Annotated in this window: 17 protein-coding genes and 1 pseudogene; 8 read left to right on the top strand and 10 right to left on the bottom strand. The window is 70.5% G+C overall.

Going from position 1 to position 23,210, the window contains the following annotated elements:
- Positions 1-53 precede the first annotated feature (53 nt).
- Positions 54-353, bottom strand: coding sequence for a DUF4193 domain-containing protein (locus tag DEJ29_RS08470; protein WP_017886098.1), 300 nt, complete (start codon positions 351-353; stop codon positions 54-56).
- A gap of 298 nt (positions 354-651) precedes the next feature.
- On the opposite strand from DEJ29_RS08470, the gene sepH reads away from it, so the two are divergent.
- Positions 652-1,680, top strand: a complete 1,029-nt coding sequence (sepH, locus tag DEJ29_RS08465) for a septation protein SepH (RefSeq protein WP_181438095.1) — start codon at positions 652-654, stop codon at positions 1,678-1,680.
- A gap of 34 nt (positions 1,681-1,714) precedes the next feature.
- On the opposite strand, the gene DEJ29_RS08460 is transcribed toward sepH, so the two are convergent.
- Positions 1,715-2,881 carry an alkaline phosphatase family protein gene (locus tag DEJ29_RS08460; RefSeq protein WP_181438094.1) on the bottom strand — a complete coding sequence of 389 codons (1,167 nt, stop codon included), beginning with the start codon at positions 2,879-2,881 and terminating at the stop codon, positions 1,715-1,717.
- Positions 2,882-2,924: 43 nt separating this feature from the next.
- On the opposite strand from DEJ29_RS08460, the gene DEJ29_RS08455 reads away from it, so the two are divergent.
- Entirely contained in the window at positions 2,925-5,411 is a 2,487-nt protein-coding gene (locus DEJ29_RS08455; RefSeq protein WP_111031869.1) for a DNA gyrase/topoisomerase IV subunit A, read from the top strand.
- Positions 5,412-5,654: 243 nt separating this feature from the next.
- Here the strand turns inward: DEJ29_RS08455 and DEJ29_RS08450 are convergent, their stop codons facing one another.
- Entirely contained in the window at positions 5,655-7,781 is a 2,127-nt protein-coding gene (locus tag DEJ29_RS08450) for a DNA gyrase/topoisomerase IV subunit B (RefSeq protein ID WP_071244557.1), read from the bottom strand.
- 167 nt (positions 7,782-7,948) lie between these two features.
- Here DEJ29_RS08450 and DEJ29_RS08445 point away from each other — a divergent pair, with 167 nt between their 5' ends.
- Positions 7,949-8,173 carry a DUF7455 domain-containing protein gene (locus DEJ29_RS08445; protein WP_017886093.1) on the top strand — a complete coding sequence of 75 codons (225 nt, stop codon included), beginning with the start codon at positions 7,949-7,951 and terminating at the stop codon, positions 8,171-8,173.
- A 94-nt stretch (positions 8,174-8,267) separates the two neighbouring features.
- On the opposite strand, the gene DEJ29_RS08440 is transcribed toward DEJ29_RS08445, so the two are convergent.
- The 5 genes from DEJ29_RS08440 to DEJ29_RS08420 form a co-directional block, all read right to left on the bottom strand.
- On the bottom strand, positions 8,268-9,041 hold the full coding sequence (locus DEJ29_RS08440; protein ID WP_111093904.1) for a type 1 glutamine amidotransferase: 774 nt from the start codon (positions 9,039-9,041) through the stop codon (positions 8,268-8,270).
- Positions 9,038-10,297, bottom strand: coding sequence for a MurT ligase domain-containing protein (locus DEJ29_RS08435; protein WP_071244554.1), 1,260 nt, complete (start codon positions 10,295-10,297; stop codon positions 9,038-9,040). Before DEJ29_RS08435 ends, DEJ29_RS08440 begins: the two co-directional genes overlap by 4 nt.
- A 6-nt stretch (positions 10,298-10,303) precedes the next feature.
- Positions 10,304-11,563: an RNA polymerase sigma factor gene (locus tag DEJ29_RS08430; protein ID WP_027465462.1), complete on the bottom strand. Its 1,260-nt coding sequence runs from the start codon at positions 11,561-11,563 to the stop codon at positions 10,304-10,306.
- 193 nt (positions 11,564-11,756) lie between these two features.
- On the bottom strand, positions 11,757-13,076 hold the full coding sequence (locus tag DEJ29_RS08425; RefSeq protein ID WP_071403956.1) for an MFS transporter: 1,320 nt from the start codon (positions 13,074-13,076) through the stop codon (positions 11,757-11,759).
- A 157-nt stretch (positions 13,077-13,233) separates the two neighbouring features.
- Positions 13,234-14,163: a proteasome assembly chaperone family protein gene (locus DEJ29_RS08420; protein ID WP_027465460.1), complete on the bottom strand. Its 930-nt coding sequence runs from the start codon at positions 14,161-14,163 to the stop codon at positions 13,234-13,236.
- A gap of 76 nt (positions 14,164-14,239) precedes the next feature.
- Here DEJ29_RS08420 and DEJ29_RS08415 point away from each other — a divergent pair, with 76 nt between their 5' ends.
- The 3 genes and pseudogenes from DEJ29_RS08415 to sucB all read left to right on the top strand — a co-directional run bounded on the left by DEJ29_RS08415 (position 14,240) and on the right by sucB (position 18,832).
- A complete protein-coding gene (locus tag DEJ29_RS08415) occupies positions 14,240-15,730 on the top strand; it encodes a leucyl aminopeptidase (protein ID WP_111093903.1) in 1,491 nt (496 codons plus the stop codon).
- A 156-nt stretch (positions 15,731-15,886) separates the two neighbouring features.
- A complete protein-coding gene (lpdA, locus tag DEJ29_RS08410; RefSeq protein WP_111093902.1) occupies positions 15,887-17,260 on the top strand; it encodes a dihydrolipoyl dehydrogenase in 1,374 nt (457 codons plus the stop codon).
- Between the two features lie 70 nt (positions 17,261-17,330).
- Positions 17,331-18,832, top strand: a pseudogene (gene sucB, locus DEJ29_RS08405) (2-oxoglutarate dehydrogenase, E2 component, dihydrolipoamide succinyltransferase).
- 82 nt (positions 18,833-18,914) lie between these two features.
- On the opposite strand, the gene DEJ29_RS08400 reads toward sucB, so the two are convergent.
- Positions 18,915-19,769 (bottom strand): hypothetical protein, encoded by an 855-nt coding sequence (locus DEJ29_RS08400; protein ID WP_146248271.1) that lies wholly within the window; start codon positions 19,767-19,769, stop codon positions 18,915-18,917.
- Positions 19,770-19,897: 128 nt separating this feature from the next.
- Between DEJ29_RS08400 and DEJ29_RS08395 the strand changes: the two genes are divergently transcribed.
- A complete protein-coding gene (locus tag DEJ29_RS08395; RefSeq protein ID WP_027465455.1) occupies positions 19,898-20,614 on the top strand; it encodes a DUF4191 domain-containing protein in 717 nt (238 codons plus the stop codon).
- 498 nt (positions 20,615-21,112) lie between these two features.
- On the opposite strand, the gene DEJ29_RS08390 is transcribed toward DEJ29_RS08395, so the two are convergent.
- Complete coding sequence (locus tag DEJ29_RS08390) at positions 21,113-21,568, bottom strand: RDD family protein (RefSeq protein ID WP_071244549.1); 456 nt, start codon at positions 21,566-21,568, stop codon at positions 21,113-21,115.
- A gap of 141 nt (positions 21,569-21,709) precedes the next feature.
- Between DEJ29_RS08390 and glnA the strand changes: the two genes are divergently transcribed.
- Complete coding sequence (gene glnA / locus DEJ29_RS08385; RefSeq protein ID WP_027465453.1) at positions 21,710-23,134, top strand: type I glutamate--ammonia ligase; 1,425 nt, start codon at positions 21,710-21,712, stop codon at positions 23,132-23,134.
- Positions 23,135-23,210 lie beyond the last annotated feature (76 nt).

The following is a 23,210-nucleotide window of genomic DNA, read 5'->3' as shown; positions in this document are numbered from 1 at the left end:
AGGATGCGGGGCCTTCGCTGATCGTTGCGTCGAGAGCGACGCGGCTGTGCTCGCTAGAGCGAAGCGCACTCCGCGCACACCGGTCCGAGCTTCGACTCGTGGTCGAGCTGGGAGCGGTGCTTCACGAGGAAGCACTCGACGCAGGTGAACTCATCGACCTGCGGGGGCAGCACCACGACGTCGAGGTCGACGTCGCTGAGGTCCTGCCCGGCGAGTTCGAAGCTGCCGGGGTTGTCGGAATCATCGTCGACGACCCCCGACATCTTGTCGGGAACGCGCTCCTTGAGGGCCTCGATCGACTCTGAGTCAGAGTTGTCGTCGGTCTTCCGGGGGGCGTCGTAATCGGTGGCCATGCCCATCCATTTCTCGTATCGAGAGGTCGTCGCCGGGTGATCGGCGGCGACAGTTTGCACCACGCCCCGCCAGAGCGCAAACCGAGTGCTGCGGCGGGTCGTGCTGGCTGTGCAACCCATGACCGGAACCGGACATTCCCGACACCCGTTGCCGGAGCGCCGCCCGCCCGGGATCGGCGGTGCGGATGTCCGCGGCACGCCCGTGCGCCTCCCCGGAAACCGCCCGTCGTCCCTGCATACTCACGGGGTACGACAGCAGGACCGTACGCGACGCTGGGAAGGCGGAACCATGCAAGACGTGAGAGTCATCGGAGTCGAGTCCGGCGCACTCCTCCTGGCGACCGACGGCGGCACCGAGTTCCGGTTGCCCGTCACGTCGTCGCTGGCAGGCCAGGTGCGCCAGGCGAACCCCGACGCCGGTCCGCAGAAGCGGGTCTCCCCCAAGGACGTCCAGGCGCGCATCCGTGGTGGCGCCGACGCCGCCGACGTGGCCGCCGCGCTCGACGTCGACGTCGAGTACGTCCGCCGCTTCGAGGGCCCGGTCCTCGCCGAGCGTGCCTTCATCCTCGACGCCTCGCACCGCGTGCCGGTCACCCCGGTCGACGACGAGGCCCCCGACACCTTCGGCCCCGCGATCACCGCGAAGCTCGAGGCCGGCGAGGCCACCGCGATCACCTGGGGCTCCTGGAAGCACCCGGAGAGCGGCTGGCAGGTCCGCGTCCGCTACACCGCGGGCGAGGTCGAGCACGACGCCCTGTGGCACTTCGACCCCAAGACCTCGACCCTCGTGCCGGACAACGGCGACGCGCACCGGCTGTCGCACACCGACGACGAGGGCATCGCCCCGCGTCTGCGTGCGGTCGAGTTCGAGCAGCAGGACGACGACGGCACCCGCTTCGACTCCGGCGCCTTCCGCGTCGACGAGCCGGAGCAGCCGGCAGCCGAACCCGAGCCGTCGCAGCACGCACCGCTCCGTGCACCGCTGCCCCGCATCGGCCAGGCCGCCGTGGAAGAGCGCGCTCCCGGCAACGAGACCGCCGACCTGCTCGAGGCGCTCCGCCGTCGCCGCGGTGAGCGCGAAGCAGCGTCGTTCGGCGAACAGCGCGACGAGTCCGCCCGCGGCACGTCCATCAGCGTCGTCGACATCCCGCTGCAGGGCTTCGAGGACGGCGGCGCCCACGACACCGCACCGCAGTCCGCCGACGCCCGTCCGGCATCGGCGCCGGAGCCCGAGAGCCGGGGCGAACGCAAGAAGCGCAACCGCCGCTCGATGCCGAGCTGGGACGAGATCGTCTTCGGCACCCGCCCGGACGACGACCCCGCCTGATCGGCACGCTCACCGACCGTCGGCGCTGACGCCCCTAGTGGGCGAACGCGCCGGCGAGCCGGAGCGGCACGATCGTCTCCTCGTCGGTCATCGCCCCGTGCTGGCCGATCATGCGCTTCGGCGTCTCGTCCTCGCGCAGGGCACGGTCGTCGTTGAACGCCCACGAGCCGCGCGCCACAACGAGCACGTCGCCGATGCGCGGCACCACCTGGTCGGACACCTGCCCGAACCACCCGGCCTCGATCGCCTCGGCACGGCTGGCGACGGAGGCCTTCTTGCCGTAGCGGGCCCGGAACGCGCCGACCAGGGCGCGGACGTCGGTACCGGGTGCGACGGTGAGCTGGCGGCAGCGCGGGTCACCCGCGACGCCGACGACGTCGGTGAGCAGCAGCGGGTCGATGGCGATGTTCGCGTGGTCCGGCACGTCGAGCACACCGTGGTCCGCAGTCACCAGGACCCCCACGTCCTCAGCGGTCCGGGCATCGAGGCGGGCGAGTTCCCCGTCGAGCAGCTCGAGGGCGGCCGTCCACCGGTCGGACTGCCAGCCGTACTTGTGCCCGATGGAGTCGAGCTCCGGCACGTACAGGTAGACGAGCGAGCGGCCGGTGGCGGTCTCGGCCAGTGCGGCGTCGACACGCTGCGGGATGGTGTCCGCGGACACGTACCGGGCGCCGCCGAGCACGTTCGCGGTCATCCCGGACGAGCGGTACCGGTCCGGACCGACGACGACCGGGTCGAGCCCGAGCTCCGCGGCCCGGGTGAACAGGGTCTGCGTCAGGAACCAGTCGGTGGGCACCTCGGTGTCCCAGCCGCCCAGCAGGTTCATCACGGCACCGGTGTCCGGGTTCCAGCCGCTGTAGCCGACGACCCCGTGGGTGCCGGGCGAGCGGCCGGTGGTCAGGGTGCTCAGCGCGGCCGCGGTCGTCGTCGGGAACCCGCTCCGGAGCTTCTTCGCGGTGCCGGTGCCCTTCGCACCGGTCAACCAGCGGGCGTGCCCGGCGCGCGCCGCCAGCGCGGCGGAACCGAGGCCGTCGACCAGCACGACGATCGCCGAGCGGGCGGGGCGGAGGGTGATCCGGGCCTCCAGGCCGTCGTTCCGCAACCACGCGTCGTCCGCAGCGCCGAGCGCCACGAGGCAACTCGGGAAGACGTCGGCGAGGTTCGCGACGGCGTCGGGGGCCGTCGGTACGCTTGTTCCCATCCCACGAGTCTCCCAGACGACTCCGGTTCTCCAGAAAGGTGCCATGGCACGCACGGACGTAGTCGGCCTGCCCGACGGTGAGCGCATCGAGGACGTCGACGTCTCCGAGGAGATGCAGGGCTCCTTCCTCGAGTACGCGTACTCCGTCATCTACTCGCGGGCGCTGCCCGACGCCCGCGACGGCCTGAAGCCGGTGCAGCGTCGCATCCTGTACCAGATGGCCGAGATGGGGCTCCGGCCCGACCGCGGACACGTCAAGAGCGCCCGCGTCACCGGCGAGGTGATGGGCAAGCTGCACCCGCACGGCGACGGCGCGATCTACGACGCGCTGGTCCGGATGGCCCAGCCGTTCACGATGCGCGTGCCGCTCGTCGACGGTCACGGCAACTTCGGCTCCCTCGACGACGGCCCCGCTGCCGCCCGGTACACCGAGGCCAGGCTCGCCGAACCGTCGATGGCGATGACCGAGGGCCTGGGCGAGGACGTCGTCGACTTCGTCCCGAACTACGACAACCAGATCATGCAGCCGGGCGTGCTGCCGGCGGCGTTCCCGAACCTGCTCGTCAACGGCGCCTCCGGCATCGCGGTCGGCATGGCCACCAACATGGCGCCGCACAACCTCGGCGAAGTCGTCGAGGCCGCGAAGCACCTGCTCATGAACCCGCAGGCCAGCCTCGAAGAGCTCATGGAGTTCGTCCCCGGCCCCGACCTGCCGTCCGGCGGCACGATCGTCGGGCTCTCCGGGGTCCGCGACGCCTACGCCACCGGCCGTGGTTCGTTCCGCACCCGCGCCAAGGTGAGCGTCGAGAACCTCACCCCGCGCAAGGTGGGACTCGTCGTCACCGAGCTGCCGTACCTGGTCGGCCCCGAACGCGTCATCGAGAAGATCAAGGACGGCGTCCAGTCCAAGAAGCTCGTCGGCATCTCGGACGTCAACGACCTGACCGACCGCAACCACGGGCTCCGGCTCGTCATCGGCATCAAAAGCGGCTTCAACCCCACCGCCGTGCTCGAGCAGCTCTACAAGCACACCCCGCTCGAGGACGGCTTCGGCATCAACAACGTCGCGCTGGTCGGCGGGTCACCGCGCACCCTCGGGCTCCGTGAGCTGCTCGACGTCTACGTGCAGCACCGCCTCGACGTCGTCACCCGCCGGTCCCAGTACCGGCTGGCACGACGCAAGGAACGGCTGCACCTGGTCGAGGGCCTGCTCATCGCGATCCTCGACATCGACGAGGTCATCCAGGTCATCCGCACCTCCGACGACTCCGAGGCGGCGCGCAACCGCCTGCGCGACGTCTTCGACCTGTCCGAGGTGCAGGCCGAGTACATCCTCGAGCTGCGCCTGCGCCGCCTGACGAAGTTCTCACGGATGGAGCTCGAGGCCGAGCGCGACCAGCTGCTCGCCGACATCGCCGCCCTCGAAGAACTCCTGGCGTCCGACGAACGGCTCCGCGCGCAGGTCGCCCTCGAGCTCACCGAGGTGTCCGACAAGTTCGCGACCCCGCGGCGCACGCTGCTCACCGAGGCCGACGCCCCGGTGAAGGGCGGTCGGAAGGCCGCGGTCGACCCGGAGTCCCTGCAGATCGCCGACTCGCCCTGCCGCGTGCTGCTCTCCACCACCGGACGGCTCATCCGCGTCGACATCCCGACGTCGGAGCTCGGCATCGTCCGCGTGCCGAAGCGCTCGAAGCACGACGCCGTCCGCTCCGCCGTGGTGAGCACGGTGCGGGGGCAGATCGGCGCGATCACCTCGACCGGTCGTGTCCTCCGGCTCTCCCCCGTCGACGTCCCCGCCGTACCGCCCGCCGCGGTCCGGCTCGACGCCGGCGTCCGGGTCACCGACTTCCTGGCGCTCACCAAGGGCGAGACCGTCGTGGCGATCGTCGACCTGTCCGGCGCGTCGTCGGACTCGCTGGCGATCGGCACCGCGCACGGGGTCGTCAAGCGCGTCGTACCCGGCGCCTGGCCGGACAAGCCCGAGTTCGTCGCCATCGGCCTGAAGCCCGGCGACCAGGTGGTCGGCGCTGCCCAGGCCCCGGAGTCCGACGACCTCGTGTTCATCAGCTCGAACGCACAGCTGCTGCGGTTCCCGGCGTCGGTCGTCCGGGCGCAGGGGCTGCCCGCCGGTGGTGTGGCCGGCATGGCACTCGCCGACGGCGCCTCGGTGATCTGGTTCGGCTCGGTCGCCCGCTCCGACGACGCCGTGGTCGCCACGGTGTCCACCACCTCGACCGCACTGCCCGGCACCGACGCCGGCCGCGCCAAGGTCTCCGCCCTGTCGGAGTTCCCGGCGAAGGGCCGCGCCACCCAGGGTGTCCGGGCGCACGCGTTCCTGAAGGGCGAGGACGGGCTCACCGTGGGCTGGGCCGGCATCGCGCCGCCGCACGCCGTCGGCACGGACGGCGCCGCACGGACCCTGCCCGACTGGCTGTCGAAGCGCGACGGGTCGGGTGCACCGCTCGAGGCCGTCATCGGCTCGATCGGCGGCAGCGCCGCGACGCTCGACGGCACCGCCGGCGAGGCGTAGGCGCGAGCTGGCGTCCGCCTGGTTTCGCGCCTGGCGACACCTCACGCCCGTGGGGATGCGTGAGGTGTCGCCCAGCGCGTGAGAACGCAGGGCGCACCGCCTGGAGGCGCGGGGCGGCCCCGCCACGGGCCTCCCGTCCGACATCGCGGAAGCGACAGAACCCCGCCGACGTTCGGCGGGGTTCTGTCGCTCTTACGCCATGGAGCGTGCGCGTCGGCCGAGCGGTGTCGCTTTCGCGACGCGCTACGCGTCGATGCGGTCGCGGTCCAGGCCCTCGCCGGCCAGGATGAACTCCTTGCGCGGCGCCACGTCGTTGCCCATGAGCAGCTCGAAGACCTTCGCAGCCCCCTCGGCGTGGGTCACGTTCACCCGACGCAGGGTGCGGTGTGCGCGGTCCATCGTGGTCTCCGCCAGCTGGTCGGCGTCCATCTCGCCGAGGCCCTTGTACCGCTGGATCGGCTCCTGGTACTTCTTGCCCGTCTTCTCGAGCTTCTTCAGCACCGTCTGCAGCTCCTGTTCGGAGTACGTGTACAGCGTGTCGTTCGGCTTGCCGCGGTTCACCACGACGACCCGGTGCAGCGGCGGCACGGCGGCGAAGACCCGGCCCTGCTCGATCATCGGCCGCATGTACCGGAAGAACAGCGTCAGCAGCAGCGTGCGGATGTGGGCGCCGTCGACGTCGGCGTCCGACATGATGATGATCTTGCCGTAGCGGGCCTGGTCGATGTCGAACGTGCGACCCGAGCCGGCACCGATGACCTGGATGATCGAGGCGCACTCGACGTTCGAGAGCATGTCCGACACGGACGCCTTCTGCACGTTGAGGATCTTGCCGCGGATCGGCAGCAGCGCCTGGTACTCGCTGTTGCGGGCGAGCTTCGCGGTACCTAGGGCCGAGTCACCCTCGACGATGAAGAGCTCGGTGCCCTCGGTCTCCTGCGAGCGGCAGTCGGCGAGCTTCGTCGGCAGCGAGGAGTTCTCGAGCGCGTTCTTGCGGCGCTGCGTCTCCTTGTGTGCCCGCGCCGAGATGCGGGTCTTCATCTCGGACACGACCTTCTCGAGCAGGGCGGCCGACTGTGCCTTCTCGGTGCGCTGCGTCGAGGTGAGGATCTCGGTGATGCGCTTCGACACGACCTGGTCGACGATCTTGCGGACCGCCGGGGTGCCGAGGATCTCCTTCGTCTGCCCCTCGAACTGCGGCTCGGGCAGGCGCACCGTCAGCACGGCGGTCATGCCGGCGAGCACGTCGTCCTTGTCGAGCTTGTCCTGCCCGACCTTGAGCTTGCGCGCGTTCGCCTCGACCTGGGCACGGACGGCCTTGACGACGCCCGACTCGAACCCGGCCTGGTGGGTGCCGCCCTTCGGCGTCGCGATGATGTTGACGAAGCTGCGGAACACGGTCTCGTAGCCACTGCCCCAGCGGAGCGCCAGGTCGACCTCGCACTCGCGCTCGACCGAGGTGGAGACCATGTGGCCCTTGTCGTCGAGCATCGGCACGGTCTCGGTGAAGGTGCCGGTCCCTTGCACGCGCCAGACGTCGGTGAGGGGACTGTCGACGGCGAGGTGCTCCACGAACTCACCGATGCCACCCTCGTACCGGAAGCGCTCCACCACCGGCCCCGCGGCCACGGTGGTGCCCGTCGCCTCGGCCCGGGCGGCAGCGGCGTCGATCGATGCCGCGCGCTCGTCGGTGATGGTGATGCCGAGCCCGGGCACGAGGAACGCGGTCTGCCGTGCACGGGTGACCAGGTCGTCGGTGCTGAACCGGGCGTCGGCGGTGAAGATCTGGCGGTCCGCCCAGTAGCGGATCCGGGAGCCGGTGACGCCCTTCTTGACCTTGCCCACGACGCGCAGCTCGCTGCCCGAGGTGAAGGGCGCGAACGGGGCGTCCGGGCCGATGCCCTTGCTGTCGTCGAAGATGCCGGGCTCGCCGCGGTGGAACGACATGGCGTAGGTCTTGCCGCCCCGGTCGACCTCGACGTCGAGGCGCTCCGACAGCGCGTTCACGACCGAGGCGCCGACACCGTGCAGGCCGCCCGAGGCGGCGTACGACCCCGAGCCGAACTTGCCGCCGGCGTGCAGCTTGGTGAACACGACCTCGACCCCGGTGAGGCCGGTCTTCGGTTCGACGTCGACGGGGATGCCCCGGGCGGTGTCCCGGACCTCGACCGAGCCGTCGGCGTGCAGCACGACACCGATCTCGTCACCGTGCCCCGCGAGGGCTTCGTCGACCGAGTTGTCGATGATCTCCCACAGGCAGTGCATGAGGCCCCGGGAGTCCGTCGAGCCGATGTACATGCCCGGCCGCTTCCGGACCGCCTCGAGCCCTTCGAGGACGGAGAGATGGCGTGCGGAGTAGTCGGAGCTCACCGTCGGAGTTTACCGAGCGGCACCGACAGCACCGTGTGGACACTCGCACTGGGGCCAAGCGATCCGCGCTGAGCGAAACAGGCCCCGACAATGCGTCGCTCTCAGGCATCACGTGTTGAAATGGTGCAACCACCCGGCACCACCTGCGATCCGTGAGGAGCACAGCAATGACCCAGACCGTGCAGGACCCCTCCATCGACGAAGTCAGCAACCATCAGCTGACCGCCGCCGACCGTTGCGACAGCTGCGGAGCGCAGGCCTACATCCGAGCCACCATGTCGAGCGGCGAGCTCTACTTCTGCGCCCACCACGGCGCCGAGTTCAAGGACAAGCTCGCGGCGACCGCCATCGAGTGGCACGACGAGAGCAGCCGACTCTACGAGTCGAAGTAGTCGCGACCGACAGACGGACAGGAGGCGCGGTGCCAGCTGGCACCGCGCCTCCCGTCGTTGCGTGGACGCGTTCGACGTCCGCAGCGAGCGGCCGTCAGGCGATGCGCTTGAACGCCTTGTCGACGTAGCGGTCGACCGTCGCTCGCGCTTCGCGTGCGTAGCGGTCGATGGTCGCCGTCTGCTCCGCGTTCGGTGCGTACTCGCGGCCGAGGCGCACGGTCGCTGCGGCGAGCACCCCGTCGGTCAGCTGCGGGTTGAGCGGCAGGACCGGACCCTGGGTGTGCGTGCCGAAGGAGTTCCCGACGATCGCGCCCTCGACCGGGGAGCCGGCCTGGTTGCCGCCGCCGGAGACGACGTCGGCGAAGGGCGCGACACCGGCTGCGAGCTCGACGCGGGTTGCGTGGTCCTCGAAGCCGGCGAGACGCTTCGGTGCTCCGGGGAGCAGCGGGTACCGGGTCTCGAGGACGAAGTAGTTCACGCGGCGCTCGGCACCGCGGACGGCCCGGGCGTCGAACACGCCGAAGCCGGCGACCGGCGCACCCTCGGTCGGCACGACCTCGTTCGTCGCCAGGTCGAACCCACCGCCGACCGCGATGACCGGCACACCATCGGTCGCGAACGCACGGAGCGCGCCGCCGATGCGGGTGACGTCGTCGCCCAGGGAACGCATCGCACTGAGCGGTCCGTTGCCGATCACGACGACGTCCGCCGCGGTCGGGAGCTCGTCACCGGGCGCGTACTCGAGGACCTGTGTCTCGATGCCCGAAGCGGCCGCACGGCGGACCAGGGCCGCGACGTTGCCACGGTCGCCCGAGACGCCCATCTGCCGGGGGTAGACGTGCAGGATGGTCAGCCGGTCGGCCGTCATGCGGTCTTCTCCATGTCCGGGTGGCCCAGGGCCTTGCGGGCGATCATCATGATCTCGTAGTTGACAATGAAGTTCTTCGTCCCGCGGGTCGTCGAGCCGAGCTGCTCCATGTGCTTGATGGCTGCTTCGACGTCGGGCTCGACCCGGCCGATGCGGACACCGGCGTGCTCGAGCGCGATCGCGATCTGCCACGCCTTGTCACCGGAGACCACGTCCACGTGGTCGAGCTTCGAGAAGTCGATGTCGTAGATCCAGGAGATGTCGGGCGTGCCCTCGTCGATCGCCATGAGGACCTGTTCGGGCTGGTCCGGTAGGGCGTCGAGGTTGAGCTGCAGGCTCGCGGCGTTCTTGAACATCGTGAACTCGGCGGATTCGCCCGCGATGGGTAGACGCTCTCCGCGGCCGTACGCGGGCTTCATCGTGCCGAAGGCCTTGGTCACGGCGTCGGCACGGAACTGCGCGCCGAGGGCCGCACTGGCCGTCGCGGTGGCCGCAGCGGCGTCGACCGCGTAGTGCAGGCCGCGGGCGGGAAGGCGGACCGGGATCTCGGCACCGTCGAAGCGGATCGTCGCGCCGTCGCCCGTGTGGGCCACGACCTCGGCGTCGGCGGTGTGCTGGGCACGGTCACCGGCGTCGAACGAGTCGGCGTTCTGCAGACCGTTCGGTGCCGCGGCGATGACCTCGTCGCTCGCACCGAACCGCAGGACGCGCTGCCCGGGGGCGCCGGAGTAGCCGTCGAGGAACTGGTCGTCGTGGTTCGTGATGACGTTCGCCGTCGACAGTGCGGCAGTGTCGAGCATCATCGTCGCCACGCGCTCGGTCTCGAAGAACCGGTACAGCTGGTCGACCTGCACGTTGAGCATGGTCACCGTCGAGGGCGACAGGATGCCGGCGAGCTCGACCGCGAAGGCCTCGTCGACCTCGAGGATGCCGATGTCGGCCTTGAGCCGGCCGGTCAGCGAGACCTCGGACAACAGGGCCGACGCGATGCCCTGCGGCAGGTTCGCGCCGGACGGGTTCGTGAAGACCCGCAGTCCGTGCGCCCGGACGATGTCGGAGATCATGTGCGTCGTCGTCGACTTGCCGTTCGACCCGAGCACGAAGACGACGCCGTTCGGGAACTGCTTCGTCACGTGCTGCAGGAAGTCCGGCACGAGCTTCAGGACGATGTACCCGGGGTAGGCGGACCCGCCGCCCCTCGCACGGGCGAGGGCACGGAGGATCCGCCCGATCAGGATCGGGATGAAGAAGCGCATGCCGGCTTACTCGAGGTAGTCGCGCAGCGACTGCGACCGCGACGGGTGGCGGAGCTTCGCCATCGTCTTGGACTCGATCTGACGGATGCGCTCGCGCGTCACGCCGAACGTGTCACCGATCTGGTCGAGGGTCTTCGGCTGGCCGTCACCGAGGCCGAAGCGCATGCGGATGACGCCCGCCTCGCGCTCGGACAGGGAGTCGAGCAGGCTCTCGAGCTGCTTCTGCAGCATCGTGAAGCCCACCGCGTCGGCCGGCACGACCGCCTCGGTGTCCTCGATGAGGTCACCGAACTCCGAGTCGCCGTCCTCGCCCAGGGGCGTGTGCAGCGAGATCGGCTCGCGGCCGTACTTCTGGACCTCGACGACCTTCTCCGGGGTCATGTCGAGCTCGCGGGCGAGCTCTTCCGGAGTGGGTTCGCGACCGAGGTCCTGCAGCATCTGCCGCTGGACGCGGGCGAGCTTGTTGATGACCTCGACCATGTGCACCGGGATGCGGATGGTGCGGGCCTGGTCGGCCATGGCGCGGGTGATGGCCTGACGGATCCACCACGTCGCGTAGGTCGAGAACTTGAAGCCCTTGGTGTAGTCGAACTTCTCGACCGCACGGATCAGGCCCAGGTTGCCCTCCTGGATGAGGTCCAGGAACTGCATGCCACGACCGGTGTAGCGCTTCGCGAGCGAGACGACCAGGCGGAGGTTCGCACCGAGCAGGTGCGACTTCGCACGCTGACCGTCACGGGCGACCCAGCGCAGTTCACGCTCGGCGGGCTTCGAGAGCCCCGTCGCGTGCTGCAGCTTGTCCTCGGCGAACAGGCCGGCCTCGATGCGCATCGCGAGCTCGACCTCCTGCTCGGCGTTGAGCAGGGCGACCTTGCCGATCTGCTTCAGGTAGTCCTTCACCGGGTCGGCGGTGGCACCCGTGATGGTCGTCGAGTAGACCGGCGCCTCGTCGTCGTCGGTCTGCGAGATGACGAGCGCACCGGCGGCGACCGCGGCAGCGGCGTCCGGCTTGGCCGTCTTGTCGTCGGTGTCGTCGGCCTCGTCGGTCGGCTCCTCGACGGGCTCGTCGGAGGCGATCGCCTCGTCGACGGCGTCGGTCTTCTTCGCCTTGGGCGCCGCCTTCTTGGCGGGCGCCTTCTTGGCGGGGGCCTTCGTGGCGCGCTTCTTCGGCGCTGCGGTGCCCTCGGTGTCCGTGGCGTCCTCTGCCACAGCGCCCTCGGGCTCGGTGTCCTTCGTGGGATCGATCGTCGTGCTCCGGGCAGCCATGCGATCACCTCTCTCGTCGTGCCACGTTCGTGGGGTCGTGGCCTCCCTCGCCGCCCAGGTCCCGCGCCGCAGTCCCCCGCGTCGTACGAGTCCTACCGTTCCGGGCAGCACTAGGACCCATGTCAAGTCCCCCGAGTTCACCGGCGCTCCGAAGTGCTCCGACAGACAGGGGTCCCGAACGGGTCCGTGATCATTATTGCACGTGCCGCTTCCGCAGGCGTGCAACGAGTGCAACCCAGAGTGGCCCGACGCGTATTCCCTCTTCCGAGTGCAGCACGCGGCGGGTCCGACGGCGGGCGTGCAGGAGCATCCCGACGCCGAAACCGACCACGACGTACTGCACGGTGAGGGCGATCCGGAAGTTCTCCCAGGCGAACACCTCGGTGCCCGAAGCCCGCGCAGCGACGTCGAGGACGACGCCGATCAGGTACATCATCACGAAGGCCGCCAGGAAGCCGCCGACGTTCACGACACCGTTCGCCGAGCCGAGCGATCCGACCGGGTTGAAGGTCCGAGCGAAGTCGAAGCCGATCAGGGAACCGGGCCCACCGATCCCCATCGCGACGACGAGCAGCACGAGCAACCACGTCGGCGGGTGCCCGGGCCAGAGCAGGATCGCCGTCCAGAGCACCGCGAGCAGGACGACCACGCCGAGCACCAGGTTCGACCGGCGCATCGGGAACCGTGCGCAGAGCACGCCGAGCACCGGACCGGCGACGAACCCGACGACCACGATGATCGTGAGGAACCCGGCAGCCTCACCCGGGGAGTACCCGAGCCCCCGGAGCATCGGCACGCCCCACAGCAGCGAGAACACCGTGCCCGAGGACTGGGTGACGTAGTGCGACCAGAACCCGAGCTGCGTGCCCGGGCGCCGGAGCGCGTGCCCGAAGGTGCTGAACGCGGCACCCCACGAGTGCGGCAGCGGGATGGTGTCCGTCCGCACCGGCACGGGACCGTTCCGCACGAAGACCGCGGCGAGCACGAGACCGACAGCGCTGGCCGCGGCCGCGACGCCAAACGCCGGGGTCCAGCCCACTGTGTGCAGGAGCACGGCGAACGGGAACGCCGACAGGATCTGGCCGATCTGCCCGAGGTTGCCCGTCCACTGCGAGATCTGCGGCAGGATCCGGCCGCTGAACCACATCGGCACCAGGCGGATCACCGAGATGAAGGTCATGGCGTCACCGGCACCGACGAGCACCCGCCCCGCGATGGCCGGCCCGATCGACGGGGACACGGCGACGATCGCCTGTCCGACGACCAGCAGCGCGGCGCCGAGGAGCACCAGCCGGCGCGGGCCCACGCGGTCGAGCGCGATCCCCACCGGGATCTGCAGCCCCGCGTAGACGGCGATCTGCACCACGGCGAGGGTGGACAGGACCGCGGCGGAGACGGCGAACCGGTCCTGCGCGTCGACGCCGGACACCCCGAGCGAGGACCGCTGCACCACGGCGAGGACGTACGCGAGGACCGCGACGCCCCAGATCAGGAAGGCACGACGGGAGTTCACCGGACCAGGCTACCGACGCGTCCCCACGTCGATGCGCGACGAGCGTCGTCGACGCGCGTCACGTCGTGCGGGCGACCGGAGGACGGCCTGGAGGCGCGGTGCGGGGCCGCCACGGGCCTCCAGGCCGCCCTGTGGGGACGTCCGGATCCCGCGACGGTCAGTCGGTCGCGTCGCCCTGGGTGCGCCGGTCGGCGAGGAAGCGCTCGAGCTCGGCCGCGATCGCGTCGGCGGTCGGCACCTCGCCGTCGACGCCGGTGAGCGGCGACGCGACGGGGTTGCCCTCCATGTACGTGTCGTGCCGCTCCTCGAGCACGGAGACCAGGCGCTGCAGCTCGGGGTTCCCGGCCACCTGCTCCTCGACGCGGGTGAGGAACTCGCGACCCGACTCCCGCAGGGCGTCGGTCGGGAAGATGAGCCCGGTCGCGGCGGCGATGCCGGACAGCGCTGCGACGGCGGCGTCGGGGAACTCGGTGTCGGACAGGTAGTGCGGCACGAGCAGCACGAGCCCGGTGACCTGGGCACCCGTCTCGGCGAGGCGGTGCTCGACCAGGTGCAGGACGTTCGCCGGCGCCTGGGTCTCGGGCTTCCAGACGCTCATCTGCTCGACGAGGTCGGCCCGGGTGCCGGAGACGGTCAGGCTGATCGGACGGGTGTGCGGGACCGGCATCGGGATGGACTGCACCCACGTGGTGTCGGCCACCTGCAGGTCGGCGGCGAGCCCGGTGACCGCGCGGACGAAGCGGTTCCACTGGAAGTCCGGCTCGTAGCCCGACAGGAACAGGAACGGCTGGCCGATCTCGTCGCGCACCAGGTGCAGGGCCAGACGGGGCGGCTCGACGGCGCTGATGTGGTCGTGCTCGAAGGTGATGACCGGCCGACGGGCCCGCCAGTCGAGCAGCACGTCCGGGTCGAACTCGGCGACGAGTTCGGTGTCGAGGTCCTCGAGGATCGAGTTCGTCACCTGCGCGACGGCCGATCCGGCATCGGCGAAGCCGGTCAGCCCGGCGATCAGGTGCAACCCTGCTGGCACGGTCGGGGCGTCCGCGTCGAACGTGTAGAGCTCCTCGGGGTGGTTCACCGTCCCCATGCTAGGCGGGGCCTCCGACGTCCCCGGTGCGTGATGACCACGCCGACAGCGAACAGGCCGTCGGTAGGGTTGGAGCATGGTCCGACCGACGCTCTCCACCACCAGTTCACCCCCCGAGACCACCACCGCCGACGTGCTCGTCGTCGGGGTCCGCCCGGGCTCGTCCGGCGAGGCCGACAGCCCCGCCGTGCTCGCCCCCACCGCCCTCGGCACGCTCGACGCCCTCGCCGACCTCGACCTCGCCGCGATCGGGGTCACCGGCGCGAAGGACCAGCTCGTCCGCCTGCCCGCCACCGGCGTCGGTGCGAAGTCGGTCGCGCTGATCGGCCTCGGCTCCGCCACGGGCGCCGCGGCGATCCGCGCTGCGGCCGGCAGCGCCGTGCGACAGCTCCCCCGGGTCGACTCGATCACGCTCGCCCTGCCCACGGACTCGGCCGAGCTCGTCGACGCCGCCCTCGAGGGCGCGGCGCTCGGCGCGTACGCCTTCACCCGGCACAAGGGCACCGGCACCAAGGCCCCGGCCCGCGGTGACCAGCGCATCGAGGTCGTCGCCCCCGCCGACGTCGCAGCCGACGCCGCCGTGCGCCCCGCGATCGTCGCCGACGCCGCGTCGCTCGTGCGCGACCTCGTGAACACCGCCGCGGGCGACCTCGGGCCGCAGGACGTCGCCGACGTCGCGACCGGGTTCGCCTCGGACCTGCCGCTCACCGTCGAGGTCCTCGACGAGCAGGCGCTCGAGGAGCAGGGCTTCGGCGGCATCCTCGGTGTCGGCCGCGGTTCGGCGCGTCCCCCGCGCCTGGTCGTCGTCCGGTACGCGCCGGACTCCGCCACGAAGCACCTCGCCCTCGTGGGCAAGGGCATCACCTTCGACTCGGGCGGCCTCTCGCTCAAGCCCGCGGCGTCGATGCTCGGCATGAAGACCGACATGACCGGTGCCGCCACGGTGCTCGCCGCGACCGTCGCCGCCGCCCGCCTGGGGCTGAACGTGCGCGTGACCGCGTGGCTCGCCCTCGCCGAGAACATGCCCTCCGGCACCGCGACCCGCCCGGGCGACGTCCTGACGCTGAAGAACGGCACCACGGTCGAGGTCACGAACACCGACGCCGAGGGCCGCCTGGTGCTCGGGGACGGGATGGCCGCCGCGTCGCTCGAGGAGCCCGACGCGCTCGTCGACGTCGCCACGCTGACCGGCGCCCAGGTCGTCGCGCTCGGCGACCGCACCACCGGCCTGATGGGCAGCGACGACCTCGTCGCGAAGGTCCGTGCCGTCGCCGAGGGCGTCGCGGAGCCGATCTGGCCGATGCCGCTGCCCGAGGAGCTCGAGGCCCGGCTGTCCAGCGACGTCGCCGACATCGTCAACGCCACGGTCGGCAACCCGGCCGGCGGCATGCTGCTCGCGGGCAAGTTCCTCGAGCGCTTCGCCGGCGAGGGTGTCCCCTGGGCGCACCTCGACATCGCTGGTCCGTCGGAGAACAAGGGCGGCGGGTACGCCTGGTTGGGCAAGGGTGCGACGGGCGTGATGGTCCGGACGCTCATCGCTCTCGCAGAAGACCTCCAGTCCGAGTAGTAGGTTTGGTACCGGTGGGAACGGCGCACCGACGCGCCTCCCACCGGTACTGCACGGGACGGGACCGGAACCACGCGGTCCGACCGTCGGACGCCGCCCTCCGCGGTGTCCACGTAGGGCCCGATCGGCCCGACACGCACGAGGGAGTTGCACCAGGTGACGGAACAGACTTACGACGTCGTTGTCCTCGGTGGCGGGAGTGGTGGGTACGCCGCTGCGCTCCGGGCCGCCGAACTCGGCATGAGCGTCGCGCTCATCGAGGGCGACAAGCTCGGAGGGACGTGCCTGCACCGCGGCTGCATCCCGACCAAGGCGCTGCTGCACGCCGCGGAGATCGCCGACGGCGCGCGTGACGCCGAGAAGTACGGCGTGATCGCGGAGTTCGCCGGTGTCGACGTGCCCAAGGTCATCGACTACCAGCAGGGCGTCATCAACTCCAAGTACAAGGGCCTGCAGGGCCTGATCAAGGCCCGCGGCATCACCGTGGTCGAGGGCTGGGGTCGTCTGACCTCGCAGAACACCGTGCAGGTCGGCGACCAGACCGTCACCGGCAAGAACATCGTGCTCGCGACCGGCTCCTACTCGAAGTCCCTGCCCGGGCTCGAGATCGGCGGCCGCGTGATCACCAGCGAGACCGCGCTCCGCATGGACTACGTCCCGAACAAGGTCGTCATCCTGGGCGGCGGCGTCATCGGAGTCGAGTTCGCCAGCGTCTGGAAGTCCTTCGGGGCCGAGGTCACCATCGTCGAGGGCCTGCCGCACCTGGTCCCCGCCGAGGATGAGTCGATGTCGAAGCAGCTCGAGCGTGCGTTCCGCAAGCGCGGCATCGAGTTCTCGCTCGGTGTCCGGTTCCAGGGCGTCGAGCAGCACGAGAACGGCGTCGTCGTCACGCTGGAGGACGGCAAGACCTTCGACGGTGACGTCCTGCTCGTCGCCGTCGGCCGTGGCCCGGTCACGCAGAACGTCGGCTACGACGAGGTCGGCGTGGCGATGGACCGCGGGTTCGTCACCACGAACGAGCGTCTCGCCACGAACATCCCGAACGTCTACGCCGTCGGCGACATCGTCCCCGGCCTGCAGCTCGCGCACCGCGGCTTCCAGCAGGGCATCTTCGTCGCCGAGGAGATCGCCGGCCTCAACCCGGTGGTCATCGAGGACAAGAACATCCCGAAGATCACCTACTCCGACCCCGAGGTCGCTTCGGTCGGGCTCTCGCAGGCCAAGGCCGAGGAGCAGTACGGCGCCGACAAGGTCGACTCGTACGAGTACAACCTGGCCGGCAACGGCAAGAGCCACATCATCGGGACCTCCGGCTCCGTCAAGGTCGTGCGCGTCGTGGACGGCCCCGTCGTCGGGGTCAGCATGATCGGTGCCCGCGTCGGCGAGCTCATCGGCGAAGCCCAGCTCGCCGTGAACTGGGAGGCCTACCCGGAGGACATCGCTCCCCTGGTGCACGGTCACCCGACCCAGAACGAAGCCCTCGGCGAGGCGTTCCTGCACCTCGCGGGCAAGCCGCTGCACGCGCTGTGACCGGCACCGGCCGCACTGTGACAATGACATCAACAACCACTGCAATCCCCCGCGAAGAGGAGTCCACCCGATGAGCGAATCCGTCAACCTCCCGGCGCTCGGCGAGAGCGTCACCGAGGGCACGGTGACCCGATGGCTGAAGAACGTCGGTGACCGGGTCGAGGTCGACGAGCCGCTGCTCGAGGTCTCGACCGACAAGGTCGACACCGAGATCCCGTCGCCGATCGCCGGCGTCGTCGAGGAGATCCTCGTTCCCGAGGACGAGACCGTCGAGGTCGGCACCGCCCTCGTGAAGATCGGTGACGGCTCCGGCTCGTCCGACGGCGGTTCGGACTCGTCCGACTCCGGCGCCGACGACGCGAACGCCGCCGCTGCCGACGCCGAGGAGCCCGAGGCCGCTCCGAGCACGGAGCAGGAGGCCGAGACCCCGCGCCCGAGCCCACCGAGCCCGAGCCGGCCCCCGCCGGACAGACGCAGCCCGCCGCCCCGCAGGCACCGTCCGCCCCGCCCGCGGCAGCGCCGGTCCCGGCCGCCGCTCCGGTCCCGCCGCCCGCAGCCGCTCCGCCGGCAGCCGTGCCGGCCCAGGCCGCTCCGGCTCCGGCGTCCGCGCCGAGCACCACGGCCGCCGCAGCGGTGCCGAACCCCACGCAGGACGGCGCAGCCTCGGGCTACGTCACCCCGCTGGTGCGCAAGCTCGCCAACGAGCAGGGTGTGGACCTGTCCACGGTCACCGGCTCCGGTGTCGGGGGGCGCATCCGCAAGGAGGACGTCCTCGCCGCCGCCGCGAAGGCCCCGGCCGCCTCGGCAGCAGCAGCACCCGCCGCCGCGTCCGGCCCGTTCGTCGCCGAGGTCTCGCCGCTGCGCGGCACCCGCGAGAAGATGACCCGCCTGCGCAAGGTCGTCGCCGAGCGTGCCGTGCAGTCGATGACCTCGACCGCACAGCTCACGAGCGTCGTCGAGGTCGACGTCACGAAGGTGGCGCAGTTCCGCGACGCGCACAAGGCGGAGTTCCTCGAGAAGACCGGCTCGAAGCTCTCCTTCATGCCCTTCTTCGCCCTCGCGGCGTCCGAGGCGCTGAAGGCCCACCCGAAGATCAACTCCACGGTCGAGGGCGACGAGATCGTCTACCCGGAGTCCGAGAACGTCTCCATCGCGGTGGACACCGAGCGCGGCCTGCTGACCCCGGTCATCAAGGACGCGGCCTCGCTGGACCTGGCGCAGTTCTCGAAGTCCATCGCGGACCTCGCCGAGCGCACCCGGAACAACCAGCTCAAGCCCGACGAGCTGGCCGGCGGCACGTTCACGCTGACCAACACCGGTTCGCGTGGCGCGCTGTTCGACACCCCCGTGGTGTTCCTACCGCAGTCGGCGATCCTCGGCACCGGCATCGTCACGAAGCGTCCGGCGGTCGTGAAGGTCGACGGCCAGGAGGCCATCGCCATCCGCTCGTTCGTCTACCTGGCGCTGTCGTACGACCACCGGATCATCGACGGTGCGGATGCCTCGCGGTACCTCGTCGCGGTGAAGAACCGTCTCGAAGAGGGCAACTTCGCCCCGAACCTCGGGTACTGATCCCAGCAGCACGGCCGACGGCCCCGGTTCCCCTCGTGGGAGCCGGGGCCGTCCCCGTTCCCGTTCACGGGCGGGTTCGGCGTCACCCGCCGCCGAGCAGGGTCAGGGCGGCGACCACCGACCCGACGGCGACGACGAGCCCTACGAGCACGCGGCGGAGCGGGAGCCGTCGGTCCGCTCCGAGTGGGACACCGTGCTCGACCACGTCCCGCAGGCGCCCGAGCAGTCCGTCCTGCCCGTCCGGTGTCGGCGGTTCGGCGAACACGAGGTCGCTCGGCACAGGGGTCCAGCGGAACGGCCGGGGCGCAGCGGTGCCGTGCACGACGTCGAGTGCCGTTCGTGCGCTCGGTCCGTCACCGTCGAGGGCGTCCTGCAGCGCGTCGAGCACCGGTTGCTGAGCGGGATCGGCTGGGTCGACGCGGTCCCACACCGTCCGGGCTGCGAGCACGAGGGTCCGGGTCGCGTCGGTCGAGTGCACGGTGCGCGTCGGGGGTGCGGTGCGCGTCGGGGTCCTCGCGTTGGTTTGGTTCGTCGGGTTCGTCGGGTTCGTCGGGCTCGCCGGGCTCGCCGCGTTCGTCGGGCGGTCGCAGAGCACGACGGCACCGGAGTCGTCCACCAGCACGTCGTCGATGCCGGCAGCACCGAGCAGGACCGCGCCGTCGTGCACCGCCACCAGGAGCTCCAGGAGCGGGACCGTCAGGGTCACCGCGACGCCGATGGTCGGGGTGCCGAGCCGGTCGAGCGCCGCCACGAGCGGTGTGCCGGTCGGCCGGTCGAGGTCGACCACGAGATGCCCCGTCGCGGTCCGGCCGACCGCGGCCACCGGGACGAGGTGCCGCTCGATGGCCGCGGAGCGGTCGGCGACCCAGGTGAGCACGTCGTGCTCGTTGCCGGTCGCGATCCAGCGATCCGGGTGGTCGTCGGTGCTCGTCTCCATGGTGACCAGCGTGGCGGTGGCGCGGTGGGCCTCCAGGCTCTCCCGCACCACCTGTGGACAAGACGTGTTCGCGCACAGCCGGACACGCGACGGTCTCCCCCGGCGCACGGAGGCCGTATCCTGTTCGCATGGCACGCAGCTCTTCCACAGACAAGAAGGCGAAGGAGCCGGGGCGTCTCAAGCAGATGTTCCAGGTCTTCCAGATGACCCGAAAGGCCGACCCGTCGTCGGTCTGGTGGTTCGCCCTCGCCTTCGTCGGTCCGGTCGTCCTCGGTGTCCTGCTGGCGCTGCTCCTGCCGGGGCAGAACTGGCTCGCGATCGTCCTGTGGATCGTCGCCGGTGTGCTGCTCGGTGTGCTGCTCTTCCTCATCGTGCTCGGCCGTCTGGCCGAACGCGCCGCGTACTCGCAGATCGAAGGCCAGCCCGGCGCCGTCGGTGCCGTGCTGTCGAACTCGCTCCGTCGCCAGTGGCGCTCGAGCGAGATGCCTGTCGCGGTGCACGGTCGCTCGCAGGCAGCGGTCTACCGGGCCGTGGGTCGCCCGGGCGTCGTCCTGATCACCGAGGGCCAGCGTGGCAACCTCAACCGCCAGGTCGACGAGGAGCGCCGCAAGGTGCAGCGCATCGTCCCGAACGTCGCCGTGCACGTGCTGCACGTGGGTGACGGCACCGGTGAGAGCCTGACGCTGCACAAGCTGCCCCGTGCCATGAACAAGCTCAAGAAGTCGCTCAACCGCAACGAGGTCCTGGCGGTCGCGAACCGTCTCGACTCGCTGACGCAGAGTCCCGCGGCCTCGATCCCGAAGGGCATGGACCCGATGCGGGCTCGCGCCGGACGGCCGCGCTGACCGAAGCCCACCGCACACGAGAACGCCCCCGACCAGATCTGGTCGGGGGCGTTCTCGTGTGTGGAGGCCGCGGGGGGCTGGAGGTGTTCGCGAGGCCCGCACCGTGCGACCTTCGCTGGACCGTGCGAGGTTGCCAGCTCGGTGCGGGACTCCGACGGCGCACGGGGCAGGCAAGCTCGCACCCGGTGAGCAACCTCGCACGGTGCGAGGGCGATCAACGAAGGCCCGGCGCGCAACCTCGCACGGTGCGAGGGCGATCGACGGAGGCCCGGCGCGCAACCTTGCACGGTGCGAGGGCGCGGCACCGGCCCTGCACCGTGCGAGGTTGTCGGCTCGGTGCGAGACTCCGACGGCGCACGGGACGGGCAAGCTCGCACCCGATGAGCAACCTCGCACGGTGCGAGGGCCAGCGGCGGAAACCCGGCTCGCGACCTCGCACGGTGCGAGGGCGCGGACGACAGCCACGGTGCGCGCCCCGCACCCTCGGCCGGCCCTGGCTCAGCGGCGGACGAGCACCGTCCCCGCGATGCGGTCGTGCGCACCCCGGCTGTCGCGGTCGATGATGAGCGCCGGGACCACCAGGCAGAGCAGCACCGTCCGGAGGATCGGCCGCCACACCCCGACGTAGCCGCCGCGCATCGGGACGACCCGCAGCCCGACGCAGATGTGCCCGAACGACCCGGACAGCAGGCAGATGAACACGATCTGCAGCACGGCGAAGATGGCGATCTGCACCCAGGAGTGCGCGATGTCGCCCGAACCGTTCACCGGCGACCAGACCCCGGTGACGTAGGCGACCAGGTCAGCAAGTGCGCCGTCGATGAGGAGCGCGACGACCCGCCGCCCGATCCGCCCGACACTCCGGGGACCGGACTCGGGCAGACCGAGGTCCTTGCCCGGCCATCCGTCCGGGTGCTCGGAGGGCGCGGACGGACTGGGAGTGCTGCGGGCCATGGTCCCCAGCGTAGGCGACGGCCCGGGCGTAACACGCCCGAAACAAACCAGTCATGTCCGGGAAACCCCGTGTCAATAGCCTCGTCGGAGGTGCCTTGACCGGTGCCTCCGACATCACCCAACCCATTGGAGATCGGCCCCATGTTCAGCGATTCCTCCGAGGTCCTGGCCTTCATCAAGGACACCGACGTCAAGTTCCTCGACATCCGCTTCACGGACCTGCCCGGTGTGCAGCAGCACTTCAACATCCCGGCATCCACCGTCGACGAGGACTTCTTCTCGGTCGGCCAGCTGTTCGACGGCTCCTCCATCCGCGGCTTCGCGTCGATCCACGAGTCCGACATGCAGCTGATCCCCGATGTCACCACGGCGTACGTCGACCAGTTCCGCGCCGAGCGCACGCTCATCATGATCTTCGACATCTACAACCCGCGGAACGGCGAGATCTACGGCCGCGACCCGCGCCAGGTGGCGAAGAAGGCCGAGAAGTACCTCGCGTCGACGGGCATCGCGGACACCGCGTTCTTCGCCCCCGAGGCCGAGTTCTACATCTTCGACGACGTCCGCTACTCGGTCACGCAGAACGAGTCCTTCTACGCGGTCGACTCCGAAGAGGGCGCCTGGAACACCGGTCGTGACGAAGAGGGCGGCAACCTCGCCAACAAGACCCCGTACAAGGGCGGCTACTTCCCCGTGTCGCCGGTCGACAAGACCGCCGACCTGCGCGACGACATCACCCTCAAGCTGATCGACGCGGGCTTCGAGCTCGAGCGCTCGCACCACGAGGTGGGCACCGGCGGCCAGCAGGAGATCAACTACAAGTTCGACACGATGGTCCACGCCGCGGACGACATCCTGAAGTTCAAGTACATCGTCAAGAACACGGCTGACCAGTGGGGCAAGGTCGCCACGTTCATGCCGAAGCCGCTCTTCGGCGACAACGGCTCGGGCATGCACACCCACCAGTCGCTCTGGTCGGACGGCAAGCCGCTCTTCTACGACGAGAACGGCTACGGCGGTCTGTCGGACCTCGCCCGCTGGTACATCGGCGGCATCCTGAAGCACGCCTCGGCGCTGCTCGCGTTCACCAACCCGTCGATCAACTCGTACCACCGTCTGGTCAAGGGCTTCGAGGCTCCGGTCAACCTGGTCTACTCGGCCGGCAACCGCTCGGCGGCGATCCGCATCCCGATCACGGGCACCAACCCGAAGGCCAAGCGCATCGAGTTCCGCGCGCCCGACGCCTCCGGAAACCCGTACCTCGCCTTCGCCGCGCAGCTGATGGCGGGCCTCGACGGCATCCAGAACCGCATCGAGCCGCACGAGCCGGTCGACAAGGACCTCTACGAGCTCCCGCCCGAGGAAGCCAAGGGCATCCCGCAGGTCCCCGGCTCCCTCGACGAGGCGCTCGACGCGCTCGAGGCGGACCACGAGTTCCTCACGAAGGGCAACGTCTTCACCGAGGACCTCATCCAGACCTGGATCGACTACAAGCGCGAGAACGAGATCCTCCCGCTGGCCCAGCGCCCGCACCCGTTCGAGTACGAGCTGTACTTCGGCGTCTGAGTCCCGCTGACACACGAAGGGCCCCGCACCGTCAGGTGCGGGGCCCTTCGTGTGTGCTGCCGAAGCGACAGTGTGC

This window comes from Curtobacterium sp. MCPF17_021, assembly GCF_003234605.2.
Classification (GTDB): Bacteria; Actinomycetota; Actinomycetes; order Actinomycetales; family Microbacteriaceae; genus Curtobacterium; species Curtobacterium flaccumfaciens.
This window is presented reverse-complemented; position numbering and strand designations above follow the sequence as displayed.

Excerpts from the sequence above, each read along its gene's own strand:
- DEJ29_RS08400 (WP_146248271.1), bottom strand. The coding sequence starts at position 19,769 with ATGGAGACGAGCACCGACGACCACCCGGATCGCTGGATCGCGACCGGC.
- glnA (WP_027465453.1), top strand. The coding sequence starts at position 21,710 with ATGTTCAGCGATTCCTCCGAGGTCCTGGCCTTCATCAAGGACACCGAC.
- DEJ29_RS08440 (WP_111093904.1), bottom strand. The coding sequence starts at position 9,041 with ATGACGGCCGACCGGCTGACCATCCTGCACGTCTACCCCCGGCAGATG.
- DEJ29_RS08445 (WP_017886093.1), top strand. The coding sequence starts at position 7,949 with ATGACCCAGACCGTGCAGGACCCCTCCATCGACGAAGTCAGCAACCAT.
- DEJ29_RS08415 (WP_111093903.1), top strand. The coding sequence starts at position 14,240 with ATGGTCCGACCGACGCTCTCCACCACCAGTTCACCCCCCGAGACCACC.
- DEJ29_RS08395 (WP_027465455.1), top strand. The coding sequence starts at position 19,898 with ATGGCACGCAGCTCTTCCACAGACAAGAAGGCGAAGGAGCCGGGGCGT.
- DEJ29_RS08470 (WP_017886098.1), bottom strand. The coding sequence starts at position 353 with ATGGCCACCGATTACGACGCCCCCCGGAAGACCGACGACAACTCTGAC.
- DEJ29_RS08455 (WP_111031869.1), top strand. The coding sequence starts at position 2,925 with ATGGCACGCACGGACGTAGTCGGCCTGCCCGACGGTGAGCGCATCGAG.
- DEJ29_RS08390 (WP_071244549.1), bottom strand. The coding sequence starts at position 21,568 with ATGGCCCGCAGCACTCCCAGTCCGTCCGCGCCCTCCGAGCACCCGGAC.
- DEJ29_RS08460 (WP_181438094.1), bottom strand. The coding sequence starts at position 2,881 with ATGGGAACAAGCGTACCGACGGCCCCCGACGCCGTCGCGAACCTCGCC.
- DEJ29_RS08420 (WP_027465460.1), bottom strand. The coding sequence starts at position 14,163 with ATGGGGACGGTGAACCACCCCGAGGAGCTCTACACGTTCGACGCGGAC.
- DEJ29_RS08435 (WP_071244554.1), bottom strand. The coding sequence starts at position 10,297 with ATGCGCTTCTTCATCCCGATCCTGATCGGGCGGATCCTCCGTGCCCTC.
- DEJ29_RS08430 (WP_027465462.1), bottom strand. The coding sequence starts at position 11,563 with ATGGCTGCCCGGAGCACGACGATCGATCCCACGAAGGACACCGAGCCC.